25 protein-coding genes are annotated in these 26,566 nt (G+C 60.3%); 8 read left to right on the top strand and 17 right to left on the bottom strand.

Annotation, left to right across the window (positions count from 1 at the left end):
* The 3 genes from VR71_RS01545 to VR71_RS01535 all read left to right on the top strand — a co-directional run bounded on the left by VR71_RS01545 (position 1) and on the right by VR71_RS01535 (position 1,681).
* On the top strand, positions 1-348 hold the full coding sequence (locus VR71_RS01545) for a Lin0512 family protein (RefSeq protein WP_045680571.1): 348 nt from the start codon (positions 1-3) through the stop codon (positions 346-348).
* The gene (locus tag VR71_RS01540; protein WP_009817307.1) at positions 345-713 is read left to right on the top strand and encodes a Lin0512 family protein; all 369 of its coding nucleotides are present in this window, start codon (positions 345-347) and stop codon (positions 711-713) included. The genes VR71_RS01545 and VR71_RS01540 overlap by 4 nt, the downstream gene beginning before the upstream one ends.
* A gap of 200 nt (positions 714-913) precedes the next feature.
* The gene (locus tag VR71_RS01535) at positions 914-1,681 is read left to right on the top strand and encodes an FCD domain-containing protein (RefSeq protein WP_045680569.1); all 768 of its coding nucleotides are present in this window, start codon (positions 914-916) and stop codon (positions 1,679-1,681) included.
* A gap of 64 nt (positions 1,682-1,745) precedes the next feature.
* Here VR71_RS01535 and VR71_RS01530 read toward each other — a convergent pair whose 3' ends face one another.
* A complete protein-coding gene (locus VR71_RS01530) occupies positions 1,746-2,342 on the bottom strand; it encodes a hypothetical protein (protein WP_045680567.1) in 597 nt (198 codons plus the stop codon).
* 147 nt (positions 2,343-2,489) lie between these two features.
* On the opposite strand from VR71_RS01530, the gene VR71_RS01525 reads away from it, so the two are divergent.
* Complete coding sequence (locus tag VR71_RS01525; protein ID WP_009817071.1) at positions 2,490-3,602, top strand: S-(hydroxymethyl)glutathione dehydrogenase/class III alcohol dehydrogenase; 1,113 nt, start codon at positions 2,490-2,492, stop codon at positions 3,600-3,602.
* 111 nt (positions 3,603-3,713) lie between these two features.
* Positions 3,714-4,577, top strand: coding sequence for a glutathione-dependent disulfide-bond oxidoreductase (gene yghU / locus VR71_RS01520; protein WP_045680642.1), 864 nt, complete (start codon positions 3,714-3,716; stop codon positions 4,575-4,577).
* An 82-nt stretch (positions 4,578-4,659) separates the two neighbouring features.
* Here the strand turns inward: yghU and sthA are convergent, their stop codons facing one another.
* The 4 genes from sthA to mbfA all read right to left on the bottom strand — a co-directional run bounded on the left by sthA (position 4,660) and on the right by mbfA (position 9,522).
* The gene (gene sthA / locus VR71_RS01515; protein ID WP_009817069.1) at positions 4,660-6,096 is read right to left on the bottom strand and encodes a Si-specific NAD(P)(+) transhydrogenase; all 1,437 of its coding nucleotides are present in this window, start codon (positions 6,094-6,096) and stop codon (positions 4,660-4,662) included.
* Positions 6,097-6,099: 3 nt separating this feature from the next.
* Positions 6,100-6,933: an S-formylglutathione hydrolase gene (gene fghA, locus VR71_RS01510; protein ID WP_045680565.1), complete on the bottom strand. Its 834-nt coding sequence runs from the start codon at positions 6,931-6,933 to the stop codon at positions 6,100-6,102.
* 30 nt (positions 6,934-6,963) lie between these two features.
* Positions 6,964-7,896 carry an AEC family transporter gene (locus tag VR71_RS01505; protein WP_045680641.1) on the bottom strand — a complete coding sequence of 311 codons (933 nt, stop codon included), beginning with the start codon at positions 7,894-7,896 and terminating at the stop codon, positions 6,964-6,966.
* A gap of 648 nt (positions 7,897-8,544) precedes the next feature.
* Positions 8,545-9,522, bottom strand: a complete 978-nt coding sequence (gene mbfA / locus VR71_RS01495; RefSeq protein ID WP_045680561.1) for an iron exporter MbfA — start codon at positions 9,520-9,522, stop codon at positions 8,545-8,547.
* 173 nt (positions 9,523-9,695) lie between these two features.
* Here mbfA and VR71_RS24485 point away from each other — a divergent pair, with 173 nt between their 5' ends.
* Together VR71_RS24485 and VR71_RS01490 are read left to right on the top strand one after the other, a co-directional pair.
* The gene (locus tag VR71_RS24485) at positions 9,696-9,854 is read left to right on the top strand and encodes a hypothetical protein (RefSeq protein WP_296429683.1); all 159 of its coding nucleotides are present in this window, start codon (positions 9,696-9,698) and stop codon (positions 9,852-9,854) included.
* Between the two features lie 109 nt (positions 9,855-9,963).
* A complete protein-coding gene (locus VR71_RS01490; RefSeq protein WP_009817063.1) occupies positions 9,964-10,581 on the top strand; it encodes a TetR/AcrR family transcriptional regulator in 618 nt (205 codons plus the stop codon).
* Here the strand turns inward: VR71_RS01490 and VR71_RS01485 are convergent.
* The 10 genes from VR71_RS01485 to eutB all read right to left on the bottom strand — a co-directional run bounded on the left by VR71_RS01485 (position 10,569) and on the right by eutB (position 23,277).
* Positions 10,569-12,191 carry a GMC family oxidoreductase gene (locus VR71_RS01485; RefSeq protein WP_045680560.1) on the bottom strand — a complete coding sequence of 541 codons (1,623 nt, stop codon included), beginning with the start codon at positions 12,189-12,191 and terminating at the stop codon, positions 10,569-10,571. The genes VR71_RS01490 and VR71_RS01485 overlap by 13 nt on opposite strands.
* An 82-nt stretch (positions 12,192-12,273) precedes the next feature.
* Complete coding sequence (locus VR71_RS01480; RefSeq protein ID WP_045680557.1) at positions 12,274-13,464, bottom strand: ABC transporter permease; 1,191 nt, start codon at positions 13,462-13,464, stop codon at positions 12,274-12,276.
* Positions 13,465-13,469: 5 nt separating this feature from the next.
* Positions 13,470-15,134: an ABC transporter permease gene (locus VR71_RS01475; RefSeq protein WP_045680639.1), complete on the bottom strand. Its 1,665-nt coding sequence runs from the start codon at positions 15,132-15,134 to the stop codon at positions 13,470-13,472.
* Between the two features lie 102 nt (positions 15,135-15,236).
* A complete protein-coding gene (locus VR71_RS01470) occupies positions 15,237-16,358 on the bottom strand; it encodes an extracellular solute-binding protein (RefSeq protein WP_296429681.1) in 1,122 nt (373 codons plus the stop codon).
* A 105-nt stretch (positions 16,359-16,463) separates the two neighbouring features.
* Entirely contained in the window at positions 16,464-17,573 is a 1,110-nt protein-coding gene (locus tag VR71_RS01465) for an ABC transporter ATP-binding protein (protein WP_045680554.1), read from the bottom strand.
* A gap of 230 nt (positions 17,574-17,803) precedes the next feature.
* Positions 17,804-19,174: an aspartate aminotransferase family protein gene (locus VR71_RS01460; RefSeq protein ID WP_045680552.1), complete on the bottom strand. Its 1,371-nt coding sequence runs from the start codon at positions 19,172-19,174 to the stop codon at positions 17,804-17,806.
* A gap of 66 nt (positions 19,175-19,240) precedes the next feature.
* Positions 19,241-20,716 (bottom strand): NAD-dependent succinate-semialdehyde dehydrogenase, encoded by a 1,476-nt coding sequence (locus VR71_RS01455; RefSeq protein ID WP_045680550.1) that lies wholly within the window; start codon positions 20,714-20,716, stop codon positions 19,241-19,243.
* Positions 20,717-20,826: 110 nt separating this feature from the next.
* Positions 20,827-21,300, bottom strand: a complete 474-nt coding sequence (locus VR71_RS01450) for an Lrp/AsnC family transcriptional regulator (RefSeq protein ID WP_045680548.1) — start codon at positions 21,298-21,300, stop codon at positions 20,827-20,829.
* Positions 21,297-22,286: a cyclodeaminase gene (locus VR71_RS01445; RefSeq protein ID WP_045680546.1), complete on the bottom strand. Its 990-nt coding sequence runs from the start codon at positions 22,284-22,286 to the stop codon at positions 21,297-21,299. The genes VR71_RS01450 and VR71_RS01445 overlap by 4 nt, the downstream gene beginning before the upstream one ends.
* Positions 22,276-23,277 (bottom strand): hydroxyectoine utilization dehydratase EutB, encoded by a 1,002-nt coding sequence (eutB, locus tag VR71_RS01440; RefSeq protein WP_045680544.1) that lies wholly within the window; start codon positions 23,275-23,277, stop codon positions 22,276-22,278. Before eutB ends, VR71_RS01445 begins: the two co-directional genes overlap by 11 nt.
* 167 nt (positions 23,278-23,444) lie before the next feature.
* Here eutB and doeA point away from each other — a divergent pair, with 167 nt between their 5' ends.
* Positions 23,445-24,629 carry an ectoine hydrolase DoeA gene (gene doeA, locus VR71_RS01435; protein WP_045680542.1) on the top strand — a complete coding sequence of 395 codons (1,185 nt, stop codon included), beginning with the start codon at positions 23,445-23,447 and terminating at the stop codon, positions 24,627-24,629.
* Positions 24,630-24,674: 45 nt separating this feature from the next.
* On the opposite strand, the gene VR71_RS01430 is transcribed toward doeA, so the two are convergent.
* Both VR71_RS01430 and VR71_RS01425 read right to left on the bottom strand, forming a co-directional pair.
* Positions 24,675-25,622 (bottom strand): MBL fold metallo-hydrolase, encoded by a 948-nt coding sequence (locus VR71_RS01430; protein ID WP_045680540.1) that lies wholly within the window; start codon positions 25,620-25,622, stop codon positions 24,675-24,677.
* 1 nt (position 25,623) lies between these two features.
* On the bottom strand, positions 25,624-26,538 hold the full coding sequence (locus tag VR71_RS01425; protein ID WP_045680532.1) for an MBL fold metallo-hydrolase: 915 nt from the start codon (positions 26,536-26,538) through the stop codon (positions 25,624-25,626).
* Positions 26,539-26,566: the final 28 nt, after the last annotated feature.

Raw genomic sequence — 26,566 nt, 5'->3', positions numbered from 1 at the left:
ATGGCGCGGACAAGAGTGTTGACCGAATTCGGCATGGGCACCTCGCTGCGGCGGCAGGATTATACCGAGGCGGCGGCGCGGGCGGTGCGTGATGCGCTGTGGCACAATTCGATCAATCTGGCAGAGTTGTTCGGGTTCGGCAAAGGCGACATGCTGATTGATCTGGATATTGCCGTGCAGGTGCCAGACGAGGTGGATGTCGAGGTGCTGCGCGCGATTTTTCCTTATGGGCAGGTGCGCGTGCAGGTGGCGCGGGGCGGATTGGACATTCCGCGCGCCGTGGGCAAGCCCACGGTGATCGCCAATGCCTGTATCTCGGTCTCGTTCGACATGGAGGCCAAGGTATGAGTGCGGAGCGGTTCATCATCGAGATGGGGATGGGCAATGACCTGCATGGGATGGATTACCAAAAGGCTGCCGTGCGGGCGATCGAGGATGCAATCCGCCATTCCACGATCCCGATGTTTCTGAATACCTCGCTCGATCACCGGGATATGGAGGTCAAGGTGACGGTGGGGGTGCAAGAGCCTGAGCGCGTTGATCCCGAGGCGCTGAAGACCGGGCTGCCACGTGGGCGGGCGACGGTGCAGGTGGTGTTTGGCGGGCAAAACGTGACCGATCCGGGGAGTGGCGAGACGCTGGTGATCGCCACGGCGGCGGTTGAGGCGTTCTTTCCGTCGCAGGTCGGGAAATGGGTGCTGAGCGAGGGGTGAAGGGCGGTGTGCCCCGAGAGATCGTTCATTGCCACCCAAGGCGGTGCGTAGCGCGCCTTTGTTCCGCGCGCGTGGCATGCTTGACGTAATCTTTTGATCAAACCCAGCCCCTCCGACCTCATTCCCCCAAGATCAAAGCACAGGCTTGCCGTGTGTCTGTCGTGGTCATATGATCTGACCAATTCAGCAAGGGCGCGCACATGCCATTTCAGAAAGTCACACCCGAAAAGCTTTCGACTGCCGTCACGCGGCAAATTGAAAAACTCATTCTCCAAGGCATCCTGCGTCCCGGCGAGCGACTGCCTGCCGAGCGCGACCTGGCCGAGAAGCTGGGGGTCTCGCGCCCGTCGCTGCGCGAGGCGGTGGCGGAGTTGCAGGACAAGGGCCTATTAAGCGCGCGCGCGGGCGCTGGGATTTACGTGGCCGACGTTCTGGGCAGCGCGTTCTCGGACGCGCTGATCCGGCTCTTTGCCGACCATGAGGAGGCGGTGTTCGATTACATCGGATTTCGCCGTGATCTGGAGGGGTTGGCGGCCTGTCGTGCGGCGCGCCTCGCCTCTGACACCGATTTGCAGGTGATCCAGACGGTGATGGACAAGATGGAGGCGGCGCATAAGAAAACCAATCCGGCGGATGAAGCGCGGCTAGACGCCGAGTTTCACATGGCGATTATTGAGGCCAGCCATAATGTCATCATGCTGCACATGATGCGCTCGATGTTCCAACTGCTGCGCGAGGGTGTGTTCTACAACCGTCAGGTGATGTTCAAGCAACGCACGACGCGCGGTGCGCTCTTGGATCAGCACCGCGCCATCAACGCCGCCATTCAGGCGCGTAATCCCGAGGCGGCACGGGCGGCGGTGAACGATCACCTCAACTATGTTGAAAAGGCGCTGGCGGATCAGCACAAGGCAGACCGTAACGAAGTCATTGCGCGCCAGAGATTTGAGCACGAGCAATCGCGCTAGAATATCGTCCTGAGTGGGCGGTTCCACGCGTCGGTCTGATACGGTTCCGGACCCATGTTTTGGACTATTCTGCGACCCGTGCTGCCAGAATTTGCGCAAGGGAATAGAGCCGTTTTTCAAGCAGAACCGGCGCTTCGCAGGCATAGGTGAGCGACCGACGGCGGTCGTCGAACACGCGCGCGCGCCAGTCGAGATCCTCTTCCAACTGGTCGATGCGGTCGAAATCGGGGGTCTCGGTCTTGGACAAGGTTGCGATTTCAGAGCGCAGCGCGTCGATTTCCTGAGCCATGCGGGCCTGATTGCGGGCGTAGCGGGTGATGCCGCCCATGACCTCGACCCGGCGCTGGTTGAGGCGGTCAAACACGTCGGAAAAGATTGCGGTGTAGTCCTCCTTGGTCAGATCAGCCGTGGCATCCACCGCTGATTCGGCCTCTTCCAAGCTGAGTCGGCGCAGGGCCAGCAATTCTGCCAGTCGGGCGGCCTCGGGGGAGAGGGTGCCGGTCTCGGCCTGATTCTCAGGCGGATGGGGCCACATGACCGCCGCAGAAAGTGTATCCACACGGCGCTGAATGCAGGGCCAGTCGGGATCATTCAATCCTGCGGCGTAAATTGGAGATATTCCAGTAAAAACAATGGATAAGGCGGTGAAAACTGATCTCATTTCATCCTCTACGACTAAGGTCTTACTGAGTTATGGCGCGATCTTGGCACATATTGTCACAGGATGAAACAGGCCGGTTTGAAACGTATTTTTACGCCAAATCACCTAAAGGTTGTATCCTCTGGGATGCAAGGGAGGACAGACTGAATGAGAACGCGTGCGGCGGTGGCTGTTGAGGCTGGCAAGCCGATGGAGATCATGGAGGTGAACCTCGAAGGTCCGAAGGCGGGTGAGGTTCTGGTTGAGATCAAGGCGACGGGGCTGTGCCACACGGATGATTTCACCCTGTCCGGTGCCGATCCCGAGGGGGCGTTTCCGGCGATTCTGGGGCATGAGGGCGCGGGCGTGGTGCTGGAGGTCGGCCCCGGTGTGACCAGCCTTGTGCCGGGCGATCATGTGATCCCGCTCTACACGCCCGAATGCCGCGAATGCGACTATTGCCTCAACCCGAAAACCAACCTCTGCCAGAAAATCCGCTCGACGCAAGGGCAGGGGCTGATGCCCGACGGCACCAGCCGGTTTTCGATGCTGGATGGCACGCCGATCCTGCATTACATGGGCTGTTCGACCTTTGCCAATCACACGGTCCTGCCCGAGATTGCGCTGGCGAAGGTGCGCAAGGATGCGCCCTTTGACAAGATTTGCTACATCGGTTGCGGTGTCACCACCGGCGTGGGGGCGGTGATCAACACCGCCAAGGTGGAGATTGGCAGCCGGGCGATTGTGTTCGGTCTGGGCGGCATCGGTCTCAACGTGTTGCAGGGACTGCGGTTGGCGGGGGCGGATCAGATCGTCGGCGTTGACCTCAATCCGGGCCGGATCGAGATGGCGACACGGTTTGGCATGACCGATTTCGTCAACCCCAAGGAGGTCAAGGGCGATCTGGTGGCGCATCTGGTCGAGCTGACCGGCGGCGGGGCGGATTACACCTTTGACGCCACTGGCAATGTCGGCGTGATGCGCACGGCGCTGGAGGCGGCACACAAGGGCTGGGGCGAGAGCATCATCATCGGTGTGGCCCCGGCGGGCGCGGAAATCAGCACGCGGCCGTTCCAATTGGTGACGGGCCGCTCGTGGCGCGGGACCGCCTTTGGCGGCGCGCGCGGGCGCACGGATGTGCCCAAGATTGTCGATTGGTACATGCAGGGCAAGATCGAGATCGACCCGATGATCACCCACACCATGCCGCTCGACGATATCAACAAAGGGTTTGAATTGATGCATGCGGGCGAGAGTATTCGCAGCGTCGTCATCTACTGACCCCACGCCACAACCCCACGCAACGCCGCACAGACCCCTGTGCGGCGTTTTGCATTGCGGGTCATGAGCCAGCGATTACATTCCCACTCAAACCCGATGAAGGATCAAAAGATGAGCGACAGCACCTACACCCCGCCCGACGTCTGGACATGGGAGGCCCCCTCTGGCGGGCAATTCGCCTCGATCAACCGGCCCATTTCAGGCGCGACCCATGACAAGGATCTGCCCGTGGGCAAGCATCCCTTTCAGCTTTATTCGCTGGCCACGCCCAACGGGGTCAAGGTCACGGTGATGTTCGAGGAACTGCTCGCAGCCGGCCATGATGCCGAATATGACGCCTGGCGCATCGACATCGGCGAGGGGGATCAGTTCGGCAGCGGTTTCGTCGCGGTGAACCCCAATTCCAAGATCCCGGCACTGATGGACCACACCGGCGACACCCCCCTGCGCGTGTTCGAGAGCGCCTCGATTCTGATGCATCTGGCCGAGAAATTCGGGGCCTTCCTGCCCGCCTCCGGCCCGGCGCGCACCGAAACGCTCAACTGGCTCTTTTGGCAGATGGGCAGCGCGCCCTATCTGGGCGGTGGCTTTGGCCATTTCTACGCCTATGCGCCCGAAAAATGGCAATATCCCATCGACCGTTTCGCGATGGAGGTGAAGCGACAGCTTGACGTGCTCGACCGGCAATTGGCGGAGCGGCCCTATATCGCGGGTGACGACTATACGATTGCCGATATGGCGATCTGGCCCTGGTACGGGCAGCTCTGCCTTGGACGCATTTACGATGCGGCAAAGTTTCTGGATGTGGAAAGCTACACCAACGTCATGGATTGGAGCAAACGGATCGACGCCCGCCCGGCGGTGCAACGGGGACGCATGGTCAACCGCAGCTTTGGCGCGCCGGAGATGCAATTGCACGAGCGGCATGACGCCTTGGATTTCGAAACCCGGACGCAGGACAAGATCGGCGGATGATGGCCTTGAGGGGACGTTCGCCGCAAACGGTGAGCCGCGTGGGAGGCATCCTCAACGTCCCCTTCAGACCACACAACGTGTCTCAGGAGGTCTCCGGTTTGGCCGCGTCACGCCTCACCTTATAGGCCTCGGGGATTGGCATGCGGTTGAACGCATCCAGGCCCGCGATCTTGTAAGCCTCAGCCAAGGTTGGATAATTGAACGTGTTCTGCACGAAATAATCCACCGTGCCTTTGAGATTCAAAACCGCCTGAGCGATGTGGATCAGCTCCGTCGCCCCCTCGCCCACGATCTGCACACCCAAGACCCGGCGTGTCTTGAGCGAAAAGAGCATCTTCAGCATGCCATGTTCCAGCCCCATGATATGGCCGCGCGAGGTCTCGCGAAAGCGTGCGACGCCCACCTCATAGGGGATGCCGCGCTCCTGCATTTCCTCTTCGGACATGCCACAGGTGGAAATCTCGGGCACGGAATAGATGCCATAGGGAAACCAAGGCGATTCAGGCAATGTCGGCGTCTCGAGCGCATGACAGGCCGCGACACGCCCCTGTTGTACCGAGGTCGAGGCAAGGCTGGGATGCCCGATCACATCGCCTGCGGCATAGATATGCGGCACGGCGGTCTGATAGGTCTTGCGGTTGACCTCGATCCGGTTGCGATGGTCGGTCTTGAGCCCTGCCGCCGCCAGATTGAGCGCGGAGGTGGCCCCCATCCGCCCGGCGGCAAAGAGCAGCATTTCAGCACGCACATGGCGGCCATTGGCAAGGCTCACCTCGACATGATCGCTGGCGTCCTCGATCCGCTCGATCGCCGAGCCAAGCCGCAGATCAACGCCATTCTCGCGGATCTGATGGGTAAAGTCCTGAATCAGGGCCCGGTCAATGAAATCAAGGAATGTCTCGCGCGGCTCGATCAGCGTCACGCGCACGTCGAGGGCGGAAAACATCGTGGCATATTCCACCCCGATCACACCTGCGCCCACCACAATGAGACTACGCGGAATGCGGGCCAGTTCGAGAAACTCGTCACTGTCCACGACGGAGCGCCCGTTGAAGGGGACATTCTCGGGGCGATAGGTCTTGGTCCCGGTCGAGATCAGAAAGCGGTCGGCGGTCAGGCGTGTGACTTCGCCCGCCTCGGTCGCGACCTCGATGGTCTTGTCATCCACAAACCGGGCCATGCCGTGCAGCGTATCGACATGGTTGCGATTGAACTGATGTTCGAGCACGTCAACTTCGTGGTCGAGCGTCATGTGCAGCCGCGCCTTGAGATCCTCTGCGGCGATGTTGTCTTTGACCCGGTAAGAGCGACCATAAAAGCTGCGCTCGCGCCAGCCCGAGAGGTTGAGCACGGTCTCGCGCAGCGTCTTGGACGGGATCGTGCCGGTGTGGACGGACACGCCGCCCAGCCGGTCCTTGCGGTCGATCACCAGCACGCGGCGTTTCAGTTTGCCCGCCTGAATGGCAGCGGCCCGACCTGCGGGACCGCTGCCAACGATGATCAGATCATAATGGCTCATGTCTTAATCCGCATAGAGCGCCTCGGCATGGAAGGTCACGTGATCCTCCATGAAGGTCGAGATGAAGAAATAGCTGTGATCATAGCCCTTTTGCATCCGGAACGTGCCCTCTTGGCGGCGGGCGGTCATGGCATGGGCCAGCGTTTCGGGGCGCAGGAGATCGAGGAATTGATCCTTGGTGCCGGTATCCACCAGAACCGGCCCGTCAAAGCCGCGCTCTGCCATCAAAAGGCTGGCGTCATGCGCCGCCCAAGCGGATTCGTCCGCACCGAGATAGGCCGTGAATTGCTTGCGGCCCCAGTCACTGTTGGTGGGGTTGCAGATCGGGGAAAAGGCCGACACGGACCGGAACCGTCCCGGCAGGGACATGGCCAGCGTCAATGCGCCATGCCCGCCCATGGAATGCCCCGTAATGGCCTGCCGGTCCATGTCGACGGCAAAATTTTCACCGATCAGCGCGGGCAGTTCCGTGGCGACATAATCCCACATGCGGAAATGCGGCGCCCAAGGGGATTGTGTGGCGTTTACGTAGAACCCGGCCCCCTGCCCCAGATCAAAGGCCTCGTCATTGGCCACGCCGTCGCCACGGGGCGACGTGTCGGGAAACACCAGCGCGATGCCCTGTTCCGCCGCCCAGCCCTGCGCGCCAGCCTTGACCATCGCATTTTCATGCGTGCAGGTCAGGCCCGAGAGATACCACAGCACCGGGACCGGGCCATCCTGTGCCTCGGCGGGCAGGAAGAGGCCAAAGGTCATATCCCCGCCGCAGACATCGGAGGCATGGGTATAGACGCCCTGGGTGCCGCCAAAACAGGTGTTTTCAGAAACCGTTTCCATAGTGTTCTCCTCTCACGTCAAGATGACTGTTCAGTAAAGCTGGTTCACCCAGCCGATCACAAGCGACACTGTCACGATTGCCGCTCCGGTGGAAATCAGGATTGAGGACGAGACCCGTTTGGGCGCGACCCCGTAATGTTGGGCCAGCATAAACACATTACCCGCGACGGGCAGGCTGGAGGCGGCGATCATCACGGCCCCTGCGTAGGGCTCGACTGTAAAGAGCACGAGCACGGCAAAGGCCACGAAAATCGGGTGCAGCACCAGTTTGCAGAACGAGAGCCAGCCCGCGATATACGGCCGCTCTGCGGATTTCGAGGCCAGCGACGCGCCGATGGCAAAGAGCGCGCCGGGGGTGGCAGCCCCGCCGAGAATGCGCACGAAATCGTTGATCGGGTCCGGGATTGGCAACCGCAGGCCGGACCATGTCAGGCCCAGAACGATCGACACGATCATAGGGTTTTTCAAGAGACCCATGCCCACCGTGCGCAGAATTCCCAGACTGAGCCGCCCATCGCGTGATCCGGTGATCAGGATCACCACCAGCGAGCCGAACACGATGAGATCCACCGCCAGCACGATCATCACCCAGCCAATCGCCGCCTCGCCCATCAGCATGGCCAGCATCGGCACGCCCAGAAATCCCACATTGCCGATCACTGCGCATTGCGCCTCGATGGCGACTTCCTCGAGTTTCACGCGGCGCAGGATCGCCACCAGCGTGGCGATGCCGTAGACAAACGCGGTGGCCCAGAGATAGGCCAGCACAAAATTCCAATCCAGCACCTCGGATAGGGTCAGGTTTGCCGAAAAGCGAAAGAGCATGGCAGAGAGAGCAAAGTAGAACACGAATTTCGTGAGCCATGCGGTCGCCGCCTCGGGGAAAAACCCGGTCCGCCCGGCACCATATCCAAGCCCGATGATCATGAAGAAAGGTAGGGTCTGGAGAAAGATGCTCAGCATGCCGGTTTGGTAGACAGGCCGAAGGGCAGGGTCAATCGCAACTGTGAAAACCCGCATGAATTAGATAGCTGAGCGGGGCTGATTGGGCGCTTTGCCAATCTGGCCCTGCGGTATCGACCGGCGCGGATATGATTTCTTTTTTCTATCCACCGCTTTTGCTATCATCATGCATAGGACATATCTGATTGTTCATTCGAAAATCTGGCCAAGGTAATGATATCATAACAATAATTGACGTTTTCCAACCCTGACCAGAAACCAGTCGGCCCTGAATGAAACCGGGCCATTTATCTGTTTTGGGGAAAATCAATGTTTGGCAATTCAAGATTATTCGCTCTCTCGGCCGGTCTGGCCCTTGGTGCATGTGCGCTTGACCCGGTTGTGCACAAAGGAACCATTTCGGTCGATGGCAAGAGCTATCCATTCGAAGACGTCTATCAACCGGCATCTTATGGGCCCGGCGGGACATCGCAATATTACGTCACTGTGAGTGGGGTCCGTATAAGCTGCTCGCCAGCTCAGCCTCTCTGCGAGGCTGAAGTCAGGCAATTTCTCCAGGATCTTAGGACGCAAAACTCTGTCCAAATCACGACCGAAGATCAGAACCCGCCGAGTTATCCCGGTGGATTTGAGAATGGCGACTAAGGTTTAGCCACTGCCGATCAACACGCCGGCGGCAAAGACCAGTGCCCCGCCCAAGACCACCTGAAACGCCGCGCGAAAGAACGGGGTTTCCATGTATTTGTTCTGAATCCAGGCAATAGCCCAAAGTTCGACAAAGACCACGACAAAGGCGATGATCGTCGCAGTCCAGAAATCCGGGATAAGATAGGGCAGCGCATGGCCGAGGCCGCCCACCGTCGTCATGATGCCGGAGGCAAATCCGCGCTTGATCGGGCTGCCGCGCCCTGAAAGCTCTCCGTCGTCGCTGGCGGCCTCGGTAAAGCCCATCGAGATGCCTGCGCCCACGCTGGCCGCAAGACCGACCAGAAAGGTTGTCCATGTATCTTGCGTGGCAAAAGCGGTGGCAAAGATCGGGGCGAGGGTCGAAACAGAACCATCCATCAGCCCCGCAAGCCCCGGCTGTATCCATGTCAGAAGGAACTGCCGCTTGGCGGTGCGATCCTCAGCGTCGCGGGCATCTGCATTGAGGTGTTCTGTCTCCAATTCTTCGGCGCGGGTTTGGTGGCCTGCCTCTGCCGCCGCCAGATCACCCAGAAGTTTGCGGGTGGTGGCGTCAGTCGTGCGCTGTGCTGCCTTGAGATAGAACGCCCCGGCGTCGCGCTCCATCGCCTCGGCCTCGTCGCGAATGCGCTCGATCCCAAGGTTCTCGATCAGCCATACGGGGCGACGGGCATAGAACCCCGCCACATGTTCGCGACGGATCAGCGGGATCACCTCGCCAAAGCGGGTGCGATGCAGGTCGATCAACCGTGCGCGGTGGCCGTCCTCTTCGACGGCCATGCCATCGAAAATGGCAGCCGTGTCTGGGAAATCAGCACGGAGCATTTCCGCATAGGAGCGGTAGATGCGCGCGTCATCCTCTTCGGACGAAATAGCCAGAGCAAGGATCTCTTGCTCGGACAGGTCACGGAAACGACGGCGCGATGTCATGCCGGGAATCATGGAACACCTCTTTTAGAATAATTCTAAACTAGTCTAGCCGCGCGGCAGAGCAAGCGCAAAGCGGCGTAATGCCTCTCAAATAAGTAAACCGATCGGTTCATTTTTTACTTGATTTCTAAACCGAACTGTTTAGTTATGGGTCTGAACAGATTAGTTCAGTTATGGAGTTTGACATGAAACACGCACTGACTGCACTCGCTCTCTCTATCAGCCTCATTGCCAGCCCGACGTTGGCCTTGAGCTTTGACATGAGCAGCCTGACGCCCTCATTGAGCTTTCCCGAACCGACCCCTGCGCCGGTGACGCAAGGCACCAGTGGCATCAATCAGTAGATCGATGCCGCAAGGCCCAAGCGGCCCATCCTCTGACCGCTCGCGCAGATGTGCTTGCGGTTGGAGGGCGGAGCCGACTACACTGGCTCGACCTATGGGGAGGGTTTGGATGTCGGCTCCCGCCGTTGAAATCAAGAAGGGTCGCAAGTTCGATCAAGTGCTCGAAGGAGCGCGCCGGATCTTCATGCGGGATGGTTTCGAAGGGGCCAGCGTCGATGAAATCGCGCGTGAGGCACAGGTCTCCAAGGCGACGCTTTACAGCTATTTCCCCGACAAGCGGCTGCTGTTTTCTGAAGTGGCGCGGCTCGAGTGCAACCGGCAGGCCGAAGAGGCGCTTGCGGTGATCGGCAAGGGGGCGACAATTGAACATGTGCTGCGTGAGGCGGGCACACGGATATTACGCTTTTTCCTGTCGGATTTTGGCCAGCAGGTGTTTCGCATCTGTGTCGCGGAATCGCATCGCTTTCCGGAGTTGGGGCGACGGTTCTTTGCCTCGGGTCCGGATCTGGTGCGTGAGCGCCTGAGCAAAGTCCTGCGGCCCTATGTCGAGGCCGGGATATTGAAGATCGACGACATGGATCTTGCCGCCAATCAGTTTGGGGAGCTGTGCAAGGGCGATCTCTTTATTCGGAGCCTCTGCGGTATGTGCGATGGGGCGACAGACGCGGATGTGGAGCGCGTCGTCAACGGCGCGGTCGAGATGTTTCTGGCGCGCTATCGCGCCTGACGCTCCGCGCTGATCCCTCGTATTTCTGCGGCGATTTTCTCGGCGATCATCAAGGTTGGTGCATTGGTATTGCCGCCGATAAGGCGCGGCATGATCGAGGCATCGACGACGCGCAAGCCCTCAACCCCGTGCACGCAGCCCGAGCGATCAACCACCGCCATATCCCCACGCCCCATCGCGCAGGTGCCGACCGGATGATAGATTGTGTCGGCGCGGGCGCGGATATCGGCCTCGAGCGCCGCATCGGACCAGTCGTGCGGATGCAGCCGCTCTTTGCGCCATGGATCAAACGCAGGCGCGCGCAGGATCGCATCCATCTGCCGCGCACCGCGCATCATCAGCGCCAGATCACGGTCATCGCTGAGGAAGGCCGGATCAATCACCGGGGCGTCAGAGGCGCGCGCAGAGCGCAGCGTGACGCGCCCCCGGCTATGGGGCCGCAGCACGCAGATGTGACAGGAGTAACCCGGTCTGAAATGCAGGGTGCGCATGTGGTCCTCGACAATGCCAATCACGAAATGCAGTTGCAGGTCCGGGCGTGTCACGCTGGCAGAGGAGCGCAGGAACGCGCCTGCCTCGGCATAGGGCGTGGCGAACTGGCCTGTGCCCGTCTTGCGCCAGTGCAGCGCCGCCTTGCCCAGCTGCCATAGACCTTTGGGACCAAGGCTGACGACATCATCGCGCTTTGACGTCTCGGCCAGAATGTAATCCAGATGATCTTGCAGGTTCTCACCCACGCCGGGCAGGTCCTGCACCGGAGCGATACCATGCGCCTGTAACGCCTCTGCCGGGCCGATGCCCGAGAGCATCAGAAGCTGCGGCGAGCCAAAGGCCCCACCGCTGAGGATCACCTCGCGTCTTGCGTGCAGCTCTTGTACACGGCCCCGATGACGATAGCGCAGGCCGGTTGTGCGTTTGCCGTCAAAGAGCACGCGCTCGGCCATGGTGCCGGTCATCACCGTCAGATTGGGACGTGTCATCGCGGGAAAGAGATAGGCGGCAGCAGCAGAACAGCGTTCACCGCGCTGTGGCCCGTCAAAGAATTGCGTGACCTGATAATGGCCCGCGCCCTCTTGTTGAGGGCCGTTGAAATCCGCGTTGCGGGGGATTTGCACGCTCTCGCAGGCCGTGACGAATGCCTCGGATATGCCGCGCGGTGCGCTTTGATCGGTGACCTGCAAGGGGCCTGACTGGCCATGCAAGCCACCGCCATGCTGTGCGTTGCGCTCTGTGGCGATGAACCACGGCAACACGCTCTTCCAATCCCAGCCATCACAGCCCAGATCCGCCCATTCATCGTAATCGCCGGGATGCCCGCGCGCATAGAGCATGGCATTTATCGCACTCGAGCCGCCAAGGGCGCGACCACGCGGCTGAAACCCGCGCCGCCCGTTCAAGCCAGCCTGCGGCACCGTCGTGAGCGCCCAGTTGTTGATTTTCGGACGCCCCGAAACCATCGCCGCCACCAGCCCCGGCGCGCGGATGAAGATATCGCGCCCGTCACCGCCAGCCTCGACTAGACAGACGGTGATGCCGGGGTCTTCGCTCAGGCGGGCCGCCAAGACTGCGCCTGCCGAGCCCCCACCGACGATGATATAGTCATAGATCATAGCCTGCTGCCCTCTGCTGCGTCACGCTATGCCAAGGTTAGGACCCAACCAAAGCACGACGCTGCGTCAGACGCGTGTCACCTCAGCCCGGGCTCATGCCGCGCAGACGCTCGGAGCGCCGACGCAGATATTCCAGCGTCGTCAGCAAGGCGATCGAGATCACCACGAGGATCGTGGCCACCGCCAGAATGGTTGGGCTGATCTGCTCGCGCAGGCCGGTGAACATCCGCCAAGGCAGGGTTTGCTGATTGGCAGAGCCGACGAAAAGCACGACAACCACCTCATCAAACGAGGTGATGAAGGCGAAGAGGCCGCCCGAAATCACACCGGGAAGGATAAGCGGCATCTGCACCCGAAAGAACGTGGTGACCGGATCAGCGCCCATATTGGCCGCAGCGCGTGTGAGCGAGCGGTCAAAGCCCACCAAGGTCGCCGTCACCGTGATGATGACAAAGGGAATGCCAAGCGCGGCATGGGCCAGCACAACCCCGAAATAGGTGCCTTGCAGGCCGATCCGGCTATAGAAGAAATACATCCCCGCCGCCGAGATGATCAGCGGCACGATCATCGGAGAGATCAGGATCGCCATGATCGCGCGACGGAAGGGTACATGTTCGGAACTCAGGCCAATCGCCGCCAAGGTGCCAAAGCTGACCGAAAGCAGCGTCGCGACTGGCGCAATCGCTAGAGAATTACGCAGCGCCTGCTGCCAGCCACTTGAGGTGAAGAAATCCTGATAATGCTTGAGACTGTAGCCTGCCGGATCAAACCGCAGCATTTCTGGCGTGAACGTAAAGAAATTCTGCGCATTGAAGCTGAGCGGCATGACCACCAGAATGGGCGTGATCAGAAACACAAAGATCGCGCCGCAGATCACTCGGAATGTGTAGTGCCAGAGCACCTGACCGCTGGTTAGGTAGGGGGCCAGATTCGCGCGATACCGCCCCTCGCCGATCCAGAAGATGAACCACGAGAAGAAGAGGCCAGAGAGCACTCCCAGCACGATGCCAGGAAGGGCCGCCAACAAAAAGCCGGTGATCACAAACAGTGCAAAAATACCCCAACGGGTGACTTTCTCCTGTCCCAACCCAAAGACCACCAGAGCGAGATAGGCCAAAAGGATCAGGGCCACCGCCCCGATGACGATGCCCATCGCGCCGGACCCATGCGCGGTGCCTACGAAAAGTCCGGCAAAGCCACCTGCTGCACCGATCACCGGAAGGGCAAAGGAGAGCGGCTTGGTCTCGACCGGTGTGAGTGTAAATCCGTTCATGTCATTTACCCCAGCTTCACGTTGTCGATGCCGACGATCTTGTCATAGGCCCAGTAGAGGAGCAGGACGACCGCCAGCAGGATCGTGCCCAACGCCGCCGCCAGTCCCCAGTTGAGAGAGGACGAGATGTGATAGGCGATCCGGTTCGAGATGAAAGTCCCCGTCGTCCCGCCGACAATCTCGGGTGTGATGTAATACCCGATGGCAAGGATGAACACGAGGATCGAGCCCGCGCCGATACCGGGCACCGACTGTGGGAAATAGACCCGCCAGAAGGCTGTCCAATTGGTCGCGCCGAGGGATTTGGCCGCCCGCAGATAGGTCTGCGGGATGGTCTGCATCACCGAATACATCGGCAGGATCATGAAAGGCAGCAGGATGTGGGTCATCGCCACGATGGTGCCGAATTGATTGTTGATCATCACCAGACGGCTTTCATCCGCGACAAGCCCAAGCCAAACCAGAACGTCGTTGATGACACCCTGTTGTTGCAACATCACCTTCCACGCGCTGGTACGCACCAAAAGCGAGGTCCAGAAGGGCAAAAGGACCAAAATCATCAACAGGTTTGACGTTCGCGATGGCAGATTGGCCAAAAGCCAAGCAATCGGATACCCCAGCGCCACGCAGCTAAAGGTGATCATCAGCGACATGAACATCGTGCGCTTGAAGAGGATGCCATAGATCCGCTCATCCTCGCTGCGCAGGGCGATGCCGTTGGGCGTCTTTTCCATATCCACGGCATTGAGGAAATAGCCGGTGGTGTAGGGCGGCGAATAGGTCTGGATCGTCTCCCAGAAGTTGGGTCTTGCCCAATCCTTGTTGGAGTCGATCATCGCGGCCTTCATATCGATCGACGGCAATTCGGCGGCGGCGGCTGCGCGCAGCATATCGGCGGAGGGACCGGAATAGGAGGCAAGTGCTGTTGCCGTGGCCGGGTCTTCGAGATCGACCGCAAGGGCGGCATAAACGGCCTCCCATGGCTCTTCTTCGGCGACAACATCGCCATCTACGAAATACGTAAAGCCTGCGAAGGCCGCATAGGCGCGCGCCGTGTTGGGCAGGATTTCGGAAATCTCCGCGCCGGGAACAAACCCTATATCCCCGTTGAACGCCGAGGACTCGAGTTGTTCGAGCCGCCCGATCTGATTCGACAGAAGGCGGGTGTTGGCCTCTGCGCCAGCGCCACCTGACATCATCTCAGCCCAGACCTGCGCCTCTTCAAAGGCGGGATCAATCTCTTCCAACGCGTCCTGAAACACTTCGCCGATGTCGGCAACGTCGCGACCCGATGTGCGGAACAGCGACGAAATACCGCTTTCCTCATAGTTCAGGCGGCTGCCCAGCTTGGTGTGTTCCTTGGCCTCGGCTGCAAGAAAGAGATCAAAGAACAATGCGCGGAACACCTGTTCATCGGGGGTGTCGGCGGCATCCCAATCGCGCAGCTCCTCGACCGTCATGGGGAGGGTATTGCCGACGATCTGATTCTCGACCGAGCGGAACAGCATATCCACAATCGGCGCGATGAAGGTCAGAAGCACAAAGATCAATAGGGGAGCGATCAGGGCAAGCGCCCGCATCTTCTGCGCCCGGAGCGCGCGGCGTAAGCTGCGTTTTAGCGGCGTGCCATCCGCGGCAAGCATCGGGCCGGTCTGGGTGGTATCGCTCATGTCATCCCCGTCGAACAAATCTGGTTATACAGGCCGGGTCTTGCGCCCGGTCAGAGGAGAGGTGGGGCCGTAATCGGCCCCACCATTTTGTGTCAGCAGTGTTTACTGAGCCAGCCACGACTGGAACTTGGCGTCCAGATCGTCGCGGTTGTCTGCCCACCATTCGTAGTCATAGATGTGGACGTTGCCTGCATTGGCCGGATCGGTCGGCATATGCGGTGCCATGTCGATACCGAGATCGGCATGCTTGCCCACCAATGGTGCCGAAGACGCACGCGCCGGACCGTAGGAGATGTAAGCAGCCTGATCGGCCAGACGCTGTGTGTCGGTGGCGAACTTGAGGAAGTCCATCACGCGCGCAAGACGATCTGCGGGCAGACCAGCGGGAACGATCCAGCCATCGAGGTCAAAGGACTGCATGTCCCACATCATCGCGATCGGTTGGTTCTGTTCGGCAATCGCCGAGAACAGACGACCATTGAAGGTGGAGCCCATGAAGACTTCGCCATCGGCCAGAAGCTGCGGGGTTTCGGCACCGGCAGACCACCAGACAACCTGATCCTTGATCGTGTCGAGCTTGGCAAGGGCGCGGTCAACGCCCTCTTCGGTGCCGAGAACGTCATAGATCTCGTCCTTGGCGACGCCGTCGCAATAGAGTGCCCATTCCATGTTGTCGATCGGACGCTTCTGCAGCGAACGCTTGCCGGGGTATTTTGCCAGATCGAAGACGTCGCAGACGGTGCTCGGAGGCTCTACGCCCTCGGGAACCATGTCGGTGCGATACCCGAAGGTCGTCGAGTAGACGATCTGCGGCACGAAACAATCGCTGACAATCAGATCACCGAAATCGTCGCTGGCAGAGGTGCCATCGGGCGCGGCGGCCAGAACCTCGTCGTGATCAAGCTCGAGGGCGAGACCCTCGTCACAGAGGCGCATTGCGTCAGAGGCCACGACATCAACCAGATCCCAGGTCACGTTGCCAGCTTCGTTCATGGCACGCAGTTTGGCCACAGCCTCGGCCGAGCTTTCGTCCCAAGTGGCGGTTACGCCGGAATTCGCAGCAAGGTAGGGCTGTACATAGGCCTTGTCCTGGCTGTCCTGATAGGCGCCGCCCCAGCTGACGATGGTCATGCTATTGGCCATGTCCTGCGCGGTCACTGCGGTGCCCGCAGCGACGGTCAGAGCCGTGGTCGCGAGCAGGGTTTTCGTGAGTTTCATAAACATACTCCCAGTTTGTTCCCGTTTTTGGATGGTTGGGCCCTGCGCTACGGGTAGAACGTCGAGGGCCTTGCTGCACTCGCACCGATACCGCGACCGGCGCGAATATACTTATACTTGGGGCGCGTCGAGCGCGCGGCAATCCTCGGGAAGCCAACCGATCTCGATCTGCTCGCCCGGTTGCAGACGGCGTTGGTCGGGGGCATTTCTGGTTTTGATAATGAAATCATCCGTGCCCGCCACCCGAAGCCGTGTTCTGAAAATATCACCCATGTAGATGAATTCCAACACTTCCGCCTTGAGCGTATGGGCATCCGGCTTGAGCCGGTCCCGGTTGAATTCCACCCGCTCGGGGCGGATCGAAATCAGCGTGCGGTCGCCCGGTTTCTCGACATTGACCGGCTTGGCATCAATCAGGTCGCCATTATCGAGCTGAACCACGGCGATGCCGCCCCTGATCTCTTTTATCTTGCCTTGCAGCGTGTTGTTCTCGCCAATGAACTGCGCAACAAAGCTGTTTTGCGGGCTCTCGTAGAGCTGATCCGGCGGTGCGATCTGTTGAATGCGGCCATCGTTGAATACTGCAACGCGGTCCGACATGGTCAGCGCCTCGGTTTGGTCATGGGTCACATAAACCGTCGTGATTCCCAGACTATGCGCCAGATGGGTGATCTCGAACTGCATCTTTTCGCGCAATTGCTTGTCGAGCGCGCCCAGGGGCTCATCCATCAAAACCAATTCTGGCTCGAACACCAGCGCGCGTGCAAGGGCAACCCGCTGTTGCTGCCCACCCGAAAGTTGCGCAGGGCGACGACCGCCAAAGGCCCCCATCTCGACCATTTCGAGCGCACGCTTGACCTTGGCCTCGCGGTCGGATTTGCCGATCTTGCGCACCTCAAGCGGAAAGCTGAGATTCTCGGCGATCGTCATATGGGGAAAGAGGGCGTAGTTCTGGAACACCATGCCGATGCCGCGTTTATGTGGCGGGATGTTGTTGATGCTGATGCCATCGAGCTTGATCTCACCATGCGTGGCGGTTTCAAATCCGGCCAGCATCATAAGGCAGGTCGTTTTGCCCGACCCGGACGGCCCCAGCATGGTCAAGAACTCGCCCTTGGGCATGCTCAGGTTCAGATCTTTGACAACCAGAGTTTCGCCGTCGTAGCTCTTTTGAACACGTTCAAACGCAACGAACGCATCGTTGTTCCCGGTATCTGCCAAGGTCGGCTCCCTATCTTTTTTATCGTCGCGGGCGTTTGCCCCGCGTTCGGGGAAAACTAAAACGTCAATGGCCTAATCATGCAAGCGGATTGCGGCACTTTTTTCCCGAATCCGACGCGCGCAGGTCAAATCGCCTGCAAGTCAAGCAAGATAAGTCAAATTTCCTGCAAATCGCCGGGGCACGCTCCGCTTTAACGCGAGCCTCGGCAAAGGTTTTATAGCGTATTGGCCTATCCCAAGACTGATTTCACGGCTTTTGTAGTTTTGTGAATCACCTCGTCCGCTTCGGATTGCGTGAGACAGAAGGGCGGAGCAAAGCCCAGAATGTCCCCCTGCGGCATGGCCCTCGCGATGACACCCGTGGCCGCCAGAGCGGCGGAAATCTGTGGGCCCACCTTGTCGGCGGCATCATAGAATTCCCGATTGTCGCGATCCTTGACGAATTCGACGGCACAGAGCATCCCCTCGCCCCGGACCTCGCCCACATGCGCATGCGCGCCCAGCGCCTCGGCCATGCCACGATTGAGATAGCCGCCCACATCGCGGTTATTGGCGATCAGGTCCAGATCATCGAGCAGCTTGAGGTTGGCCACCCCCGCCGCCGCCCCGATGGGATGCGCCGAATAGGTCCAGCCATGGCCAATGGGGCCATTTTCGTCCGTGCCCTGCTCCAGCACCTTCCACATGCGGTCGCTGACGATGCTGCCCGAGAGCGGCGCGTAGGCGCTTGTGAGGCCTTTGGCGATGGTGATCAGATCCGGCGTCATGCCATAATGATCCGAACCGAACATGGTGCCCAGACGACCAAAGCCCGTGACCACCTCATCGGCAATCAACAGGATGTCATGCTTTTTCAGCACCTCTTGAATGGCCGCCCAATAGCCAGCGGGGGGCGGCACGATGCCGCCTGTGCCGAGCACCGGCTCGCCGATGAAGGCGGCGATGGTATCCGCACCTTCGCGTTCGATCAGCGCCTCCAGTTCTGCGGCGCAATGCGCCGAGAACTGCTCCTCGGTCTGATCCAGATTGGCGCGGCGGAAATAATAGGGGGCTTCGGTATGGACAACCTGCGCCAACGGCAGGTCGAATTTCTTGTGAAAGAGCTCCAACCCGGTGAGCGAACCGGTCATCAGTCCCGAGCCGTGGTAGCCCCGCCAACGGCTGATGATCTTTTTCTTCTCGGGCCGCCCGAGGATGTTGTTGTAATACCAGATCAGCTTGATGTTGGTTTCATTGGCGTCAGAGCCCGACATCCCGAAATAGACCTTGCTCATGCCCTTGGGCGCGCGGTCCATGATCATTTTGCTAAGAGTGATCGACGCCTCTGTGCCGTGACCCACATAGGCGTGGTAATAGGCAAGTTCGCGCGCTTGCGTGGCAATCGCCTCGGCAATCTCTTGGCGGCCATAGCCGACGTTGACGCAATATAGCCCTGCGAAGGCATCGAGAAAGCGATTGCCGTCACGATCCTCGATATGACAGCCCTGCCCGCCTTTGATCACCCGGTTCGGCGCCTCGCCACGGGCGAATTGCGCCAGATGCGTGGAAGGGTGAAAGAAATTCTCGCGATCCCATTGATCGAGTTGGTCGTTGCGCAGCATCGTGTTTCCTTTCATCGGGGGCACGCCCCCAGCTTCATCGTTCCAAAAATACTCAAATCCCCACCGTCACGCCCAATCGCGGCAGACATACTTGATTTCCATGAATTCCTCCATGCCGCGCCGCGCCCCTTCGCGGCCCAGACCCGATTGCTTGACCCCGCCAAAGGGAATCGGTGCGCCGGTCACCTTGGTGCGGTTGACCGCGACCATGCCGAATTGCAGCGCCCGCGTCATCCGGTAGATGCGACGCGGATCATGGCAATGCAGATAGGCTATGAGACCGTATTCCGTGGCATTGGCACGGGCCACCACTTCTTCTTCGGTGTCAAAGGGCGCGATTGCCGCCACTGGGCCAAAGGTCTCGTCGCGCATGATCGCTGCGTCGTCGGGCACATCAATCAGAACCGTAGGTTGATAAAAAAGCGGCCCAAGGTCGTCGCGTTGACCGCCGCAGGCGAGCGTTGCGCCATGGGTCAGGGCATCGGATACATGCTCTTCCTGCTTTCTGACCGCGCTCTCGTTCATCAACGGCCCGATATCGGGATCATCCATGCCGCGCCCGAGGGTCAGTTTCTGCGTCTGTTCGACAAAGCGACGGCAAAAAGCGTCATAGACGGGCCGCTCCACGTAAATCCGGTTCGCGCCCAGACAATCCTGCCCCGAGGTGGCGAATTTCGCCTTGATCGATTCCGTCACTGCCGTTTCCAGATCGGCATTCTTGAACACGATCACCGGCGCGTGGCCGCCCAGTTCCAGCACCAGTTTCTTGACCGTCCCGGCGCATTGGCGATAGAGCAACTGCCCGATATTGGTGGAGCCGGTGAAACTCAGGACGCGCACGCGGGCGTCTTGCGTCCAGGGTTCCACCACCGTCGCCGCGCGGCCTGTAACGACGTTGAACACACCCGCTGGGATGCCCGCGCGCTCGGCCAGTTCCGCCAAGGCCAGTGCCGAATAGGGTGTCTCACTGCTCGGGTGCGCAACGACCGTGCAGCCGGCCGCCATCGCCGCCGCCGCCTTGCGCGTGAGCATCGCTGCGGGGAAATTCCACGGGGTGATGAGGGCCGCCACGCCCACGGGCTCCAACCACAATTCCACCTCGGCATCGGGCAGATGGCTTGTAACCCCCTCGATATTGGGGCGTTTGGCCTCTTCGGCGTAGTATTCCACGAAACTCGCCGCATAGCTGATCTCGCCGCGCGCCTCACTGAGGGGTTTGCCCTGTTCCAGCACCATGATCCGCGCGAGGTCTTCGCGATGCTCGATCATCAGATCGAACCACCGCCGTAGCAGCACAGAGCGGTCTTGCGGCAGGGTCAGAGACCACATTTGAAACGCCGCCTCCGCCGCATCCACCGCCGCATGTGCCTGATCTGCACTGAGGCTCGCCACATCGCCCAGCGCACGGCCATCGGCGGGATTGGTGACGGGAAGCGTAGCAGTGTGGTCACCGCCCACCCATTTGCCATTCACATAGGCAAAGCTGCGCACGAGGCGTGTGTCGGTGATCCCGTTGCGGGTCCAGATGGCTGAGTCGGACATGAAGGCGCTCCTTTTGCGCCAAAGAATGTCCTGTGATTGCCACCATGTGGGGCTGAAGTTTCACAGTTTTGCAGATTATTCGTCTGCGGAACCGCCAAAGCGCAGATGTTTCATTCGAAAAATATCTCGAGCGGTGGCAGGCGCAGGGATTTGACCGGCTTGGTCACAATATAGGTGAAATACCGTGCCAGTCCGATCCGGGCCTCCAGCATCTGATCAATCAGCCGCTGATAAGCGTCGATGTCACGGGTCACGATCTGCATCAGATAGTCAAACCCGCCCCCCAACGCCCAACAGGCCGTCACCTCGCCATAGCGCTGCACACTGTCTTCAAAGGCGCGAAACGAGGCGGGCGTGTGATCCGCCAGTTCCACCGCAACAAAGACCGTCACATGCGACCCCAACTTCTTGAGAGCGATCCGGGCGTTATAGCCCTCGATCAGACCCGCCTCTTCCAGACGCTTCAAACGCTCCCAACAGGGGCTGGCCGAGAGACCGACGCGCGCCGCCAGATCGGCCTTGGTGATGCGGCCCTCATCGGCCAGCACCCGCAGGATATCGAGATCGCGCGCATCCAGCTTCATGCAGGGATCACCGTGCCCACGTCACGTCCCTTGAGACGGTCCATGACATGAGTGGCAATCGCAGTATCCTGCACGCCTGTGCCGGTCAGATCGCAAATGGTGATTTCGGCATCGCTCTTGCGCCCGCGCGCCCGACCGCGGATCACATCCCCCAACTCGACCGGCGCGCCCTTGGTCCATATCCCGGCCTCGATCGCGCTGCGCAGCTCGCCCAGTTTTTCGACCTGCGTCGCACGGTCGGCGACGTAAAGGTCGGCCTTGATCAGGGCCTGCGGGTCAATCTCATTCTTGCCCGCCTGATCAGAGCCCATGGCGGTGATATGCAATTCGGGATGCAGCCATTTCGACTCGATCACCGGGGTCTGCGCCGGAGTCGTGGTGATCACCAACTGGCTCGCCAACACTACATCTGCGGGATTGTCCATCACGCGAATATCGCATTTGAGGTCCGCCAGATCGGCCGCGCAGGCGCGCGCGCGGTCAACATCACGCCCCCAGATGAGCAGCCGGTCATAGGGGCGCACCAACCGCGCCGCCCGCGCCTGGAGCCGTGCCTGAACGCCAGTGCCGATGATGCCCGCCGTATGAACCACCTCGGGGGCGAGATGCTGCGCCGCCACCGCTCCCGCAGCCGCCGTGCGCAGATCGGTCAGATAGCCATTGTCGAGAAACACCGCCTCGACCAGCCCGGTCTTGGCCGAAAAGAGGATCATCAACCCGTTGAGGCTGGGCAGACCCAGCTTGGGATTGTCGAAAAAACCCGGACTGACCTTGATTGCAAAGCCATCAAAGCCGGGAATATAGGCGGTTTTGACATCCACCTCGCCATGCACATCTGCCAAATCCATCGACATCACCGGCGGCATCACAACGCCGCCATCCGAGAGCGCGGCAAAGGCGCTCTCGATCACCTTGACTGTCTCGCGGTCGAGCTTGATCGCTCCGCGCAACTCGGCCTCTGTCACGATCCTTATATCATGTGTCATAGGGTTTGCCCTCAATCACCTTGTCGCCCAAAATCACGGTCTGCCCGGTTATCACCTTGGTAAAGAGCGCCATGTCAAGGTTGCGGCCCGTGATGATGGTGGCCGTTGGCCCTTTGGGCGCAACCTTGCCACTCAGCACCGCGGCAAGGCCCACGACGCAAGCCCCCTCTGCCACGATCCGATCCTCGTAATAGAGCACCTGCATCGCGTGATAAATCTCTTCTTCGCTCACGAGGATCACCTCCTCCAGCAACTCGCGGCACATGGCAAAGCTGAGACGGTTCGCCATGCCAATCCCACCGCCAAGGCTATCGGCAAGGCTTGGCACCTCTTCAACCTCAACGGGGTGACCTGCGCGGATGCTTTCATACATCGCGGCCCCCCGGTCCATGCTAATCCCAATCACGCGCAGGGTGGGTTTGATCGTCTTGGCGGCCAGCGCCACCCCCGCTGCAAGGCCCCCACCAGACAAGGGAACGAGGAGCGTTTCCAGATCCGGGCGCGCCGCTAGGGTTTCCAGCCCGATGGTGCCTTGACCTGCGATCACCCGCAGATCATCAAAGGGCGAGATTTCGGTCAACCCTTCCTCAGCAACCAGCCGCTCGGCCTCGGCCTGGGCGGCATCCTGACTGCGTCCAATGATCCGCACCTCCGCCCCCAGCGCGCGGATGCCATCCACCTTGGCCTGTGGCACCAGGTCCGACATGCAGATCACGGCCCGCAAACCGCGTGCCCGCGCGGCATAGGCGACGCCGCGCCCATGGTTGCCGGTCGAGCAACAGGTGACGCCCGCCGCATCCTGCGCCCCCGCCACCGCATTGAGCGCGCCGCGCAGTTTGAAGGCGCCGATGGGTTGCATATTCTCCAGCTTGAGCAGGAAGTCAGCGCCCGAAACGCCACTCATATAGGGCGAGGGCACCAGCGGCGTGCGGTCTGCCACACCGGCAATCACCTGTGCCGCAGCAAGAATATCGGCCAGAACAGGCTGCATTGTTTTCTCCCATCAACTGATCGCGCGCAGCTTGCGTTGGGGCAAGCCTAGCGTCAACTCTGCGGCACGAGATGGTCTGAAAACGACAAAACGGGGCGCATTTCTTGGGGCAAGCCCAAGACAAACCCCCAAGTATGACCGGGACATTCTAGATACGGACCCCCGACATGATTGAAAAAGACCTGCCCTTCTCGGCTCAGGAGTATCAGCGCCGGTTGGAAAAAACCCGCGCCGCCATGGCCCGGCTTGACCTTGACGCGCTCTTTGTCACCGACCCGTCAAACCAGCATTGGCTGACCGGCTATGACGGCTGGTCCTTCTATGTGCATCAGGGCGTGCTGGTCTTTCCAGAGGCCGACCCGATCTGGTGGGGCCGCAATCAGGATGCCAATGGCGGCGTGCGCACCGTCTGGATGACAGATGACCGGGTGATCGGCTATGCCGACAATTACGTGCAATCGACCGAACGCCATCCGATGCAGGATCTGGCAGAGCGGCTCAAGGGGATGGGCCTTGCCGATAAACGCATTGGCGTGGAAATGGACAATTACTATTTCTCCGCCAAGGCGATGCAGACCCTGAGCGAGGAATTGCCCGACGCGACCTTTCTCGACGCAACCGCGCTGGTGAACTGGCAACGGACGGTGAAATCCGAGGAAGAGCTTGGCTTTATGCGCAAGGCTGCGCTCATTTCGGAAAAGATCACCGATGGGCTGATGGAGCGGGTCGAACCGGGCATCCCAAAGAACGAGATCGTGGCCGAGATTTTCCGTGATGCCATCCGTGGGGTCGAGGGCGCTTGGGGTGATTATCCGGCCATCGTGCCGCTCTTGCCGTCTGGGTCAGACGCCGCCGCGCCGCATCTGACGTGGAACGGGCGCGAGTTTGCCACGGGAGAGGCGACATTCTTTGAAATCTCGGGCTGTTACCGCCGCTATCACGCGCCCTTCTGCCGCACGCTGTTTCTGGGCAAGCCGCCGCAGTTCCTGCTTGATGCTGAAAAGGCGCTGATCGAGGGGCTGGAGGCAGGGCTAGAGGCCGCGAAGGCAGGCAACCGCGCCTGTGACATCGCCAATGCTTTGGCCGCCCCGCTGGAGCGTGCTGGCATTGAACGTGGCGCGCGCTGTGGCTATCCCATCGGTCTGAGCTATCCGCCCGATTGGGGCGAGCGCACGATTTCCCTGCGGTCCGAGGATGAAACCGTGCTGGAGCCGGGAATGACATTCCATTTCATGCCGGGGCTCTGGATGTCCGACTGGGGTCTGGAAATCACCGAATCCATCCTGATCAAGGACACGGGCCCGGCAGAAACCTTCTGCAACCGCCCGCGCAAGATGTTCGTCAAGGACTGAGCATGAAGGCCCCCACAGGCGATGTGGGGGCCGTTTGCTAATGCGCTATTCCCATTCCATTTGCTCATAGACCCGGCCCGCATTCTTGGTGGCCAACTCTTCGAACGTATCAAGATGGGTATAGGCGGATTGGTCGACGTAATAGGCCCCGGCTAGGTCGCCGCCCGAATCGATATGCGCCCGGATCTGGGCGCGCAGATGTTCCAGATAGCCTTTGGTATAGCGGCGCACCTGATCCATGTTGGTGGGATGGCCGTGGCCGGGGATCACATAGCTGGCTTCCAGTGGTTCGAACGCGCTATCCCAAGTTTCCAGCCAATCCGCCGTGATCGTGTCGGGGAAAATCGGCAGCATGCGTTCGTGAAACGCCATGTCGCCCGAGATGACAAGTCTTTGATCTGGCAGCCAGACGACAATATCCCCCGCGCTATGGGCTGGTCCCAGATAGCGCGCCTCGATCCGGAAACCGCCCATCTCGACGAGATACGCGTCGCTGAATGTCTCTGTCGGCAGCACGACGCTTGTGCCTTCGGCCTCCTCCTTGGTCACACGCTGCGCCGTGTCCAGATCGCTGCCGCCGTGGTTCTCGAACTCGGCGGCGGCATCCTCATGCGCCACGATCGGCACGCCCTGTTCGGCCCAATAGGAATTGCCCAGCATGGCATGACCCTGACCGTTCTCATTAAAGACCAGCTTGACGGGTTGATCCGTGATCACCTTGATTTCAGCGTGCAGCGCCTTGGCCAGACCATAAGAGGCCCCGCCATTGATCACCACCACACCGTCCCCGGTGACAATGAAGCTGAGATTATTGTTGTGCCCGGCATTCTCATAGGTCGGCGGGGCGGTGGCGCCGATGGCGGACCAGACATGCGGGATCACTTCGACCGGCTTGGAGTAGAGCAGCGATGCGGGATATTGGTCGGGGATATCCTCGCTCGCCGAGGCCAAGCCGGCGGCAGAGAGCAGAACGGCGAGAGTTGCGCGCCGCATCTCAGGCCTCCGCCACGAAACGGTAGGCATCGCCATCGCGCTCTACCCGACCCAGACCGCCGTCTGGCAGGTGAAAGCCGACCATGGCCATCTGATCGGTCGCCAGTTGGTCCAAGAGCCGCGTGCGCGTGACAATGCCGGTTTCGGCATCCTGATCCGATCCGCTGGCCCAATCCGGCCGCGCAAAGGCCAGGTGACCGTTGCCAATGGCATCGCCCACCACCAGCGCCGCCTCGGTGCCTTGACGAACCTCAAACGCGATATGCCCCGGCGTGTGGCCGGGTGTGTCATGCGCGAGGATACCCGGCAGCACCTCTTGCCCGCCGCTGATGAACTCCATCTGATCCTCAATCGCCGCCAGCCGCCGCGCCGCGCCCACGGCAAAGCTGGCGCGCTCTGCGCCGATGCTCTCGACCGTGGCGGGATCGGTCCAATACTCCCATTCCGCCTGCCCGATCATATAGCTGGCATTGGCAAACACCGGATCGTCGAAATCATCCAGCACGCCCCAGAGGTGATCGGGGTGCGCATGGGTAAAGAGCACATGGGTGATGGCATCGGCGCTGACCCCAATGGTATCGAGCGCCTCGAGGATCTTGCCCGCTGTGGGCATGAAGCCAGACCCGGACCCGGCATCAAAGAGCACCGTTCGGTCGCCATCCTGCAACAGTGTCAGGTTGCAAGGCGGCTCTACCGTGTCACCGGTGATGCCGTACTGCGCCAGAACAGGGGCGGCATCGGCAGCGGGCAGGTTGCCCAACAGAAACGCCATCGGCAGCACGAGATTGCCATCGCTGAGGGTGGTGATCTTAGCACTGCCCAATGTCAGTTCGGTCGCAGCAAAGCCGGGGCGCGGCAGGCCGACAAGCGTGGTGGCACCTATCGCAGCCAGGATTTGACGTCGCTTGAAATGCATGGTTTCGTCTTCCCTTATTTATTCGCAT

Source organism: Roseovarius sp. BRH_c41, assembly GCF_000961715.1.
Taxonomy (GTDB): domain Bacteria; phylum Pseudomonadota; class Alphaproteobacteria; order Rhodobacterales; family Rhodobacteraceae; genus Roseovarius.
This window is presented reverse-complemented; position numbering and strand designations above follow the sequence as displayed.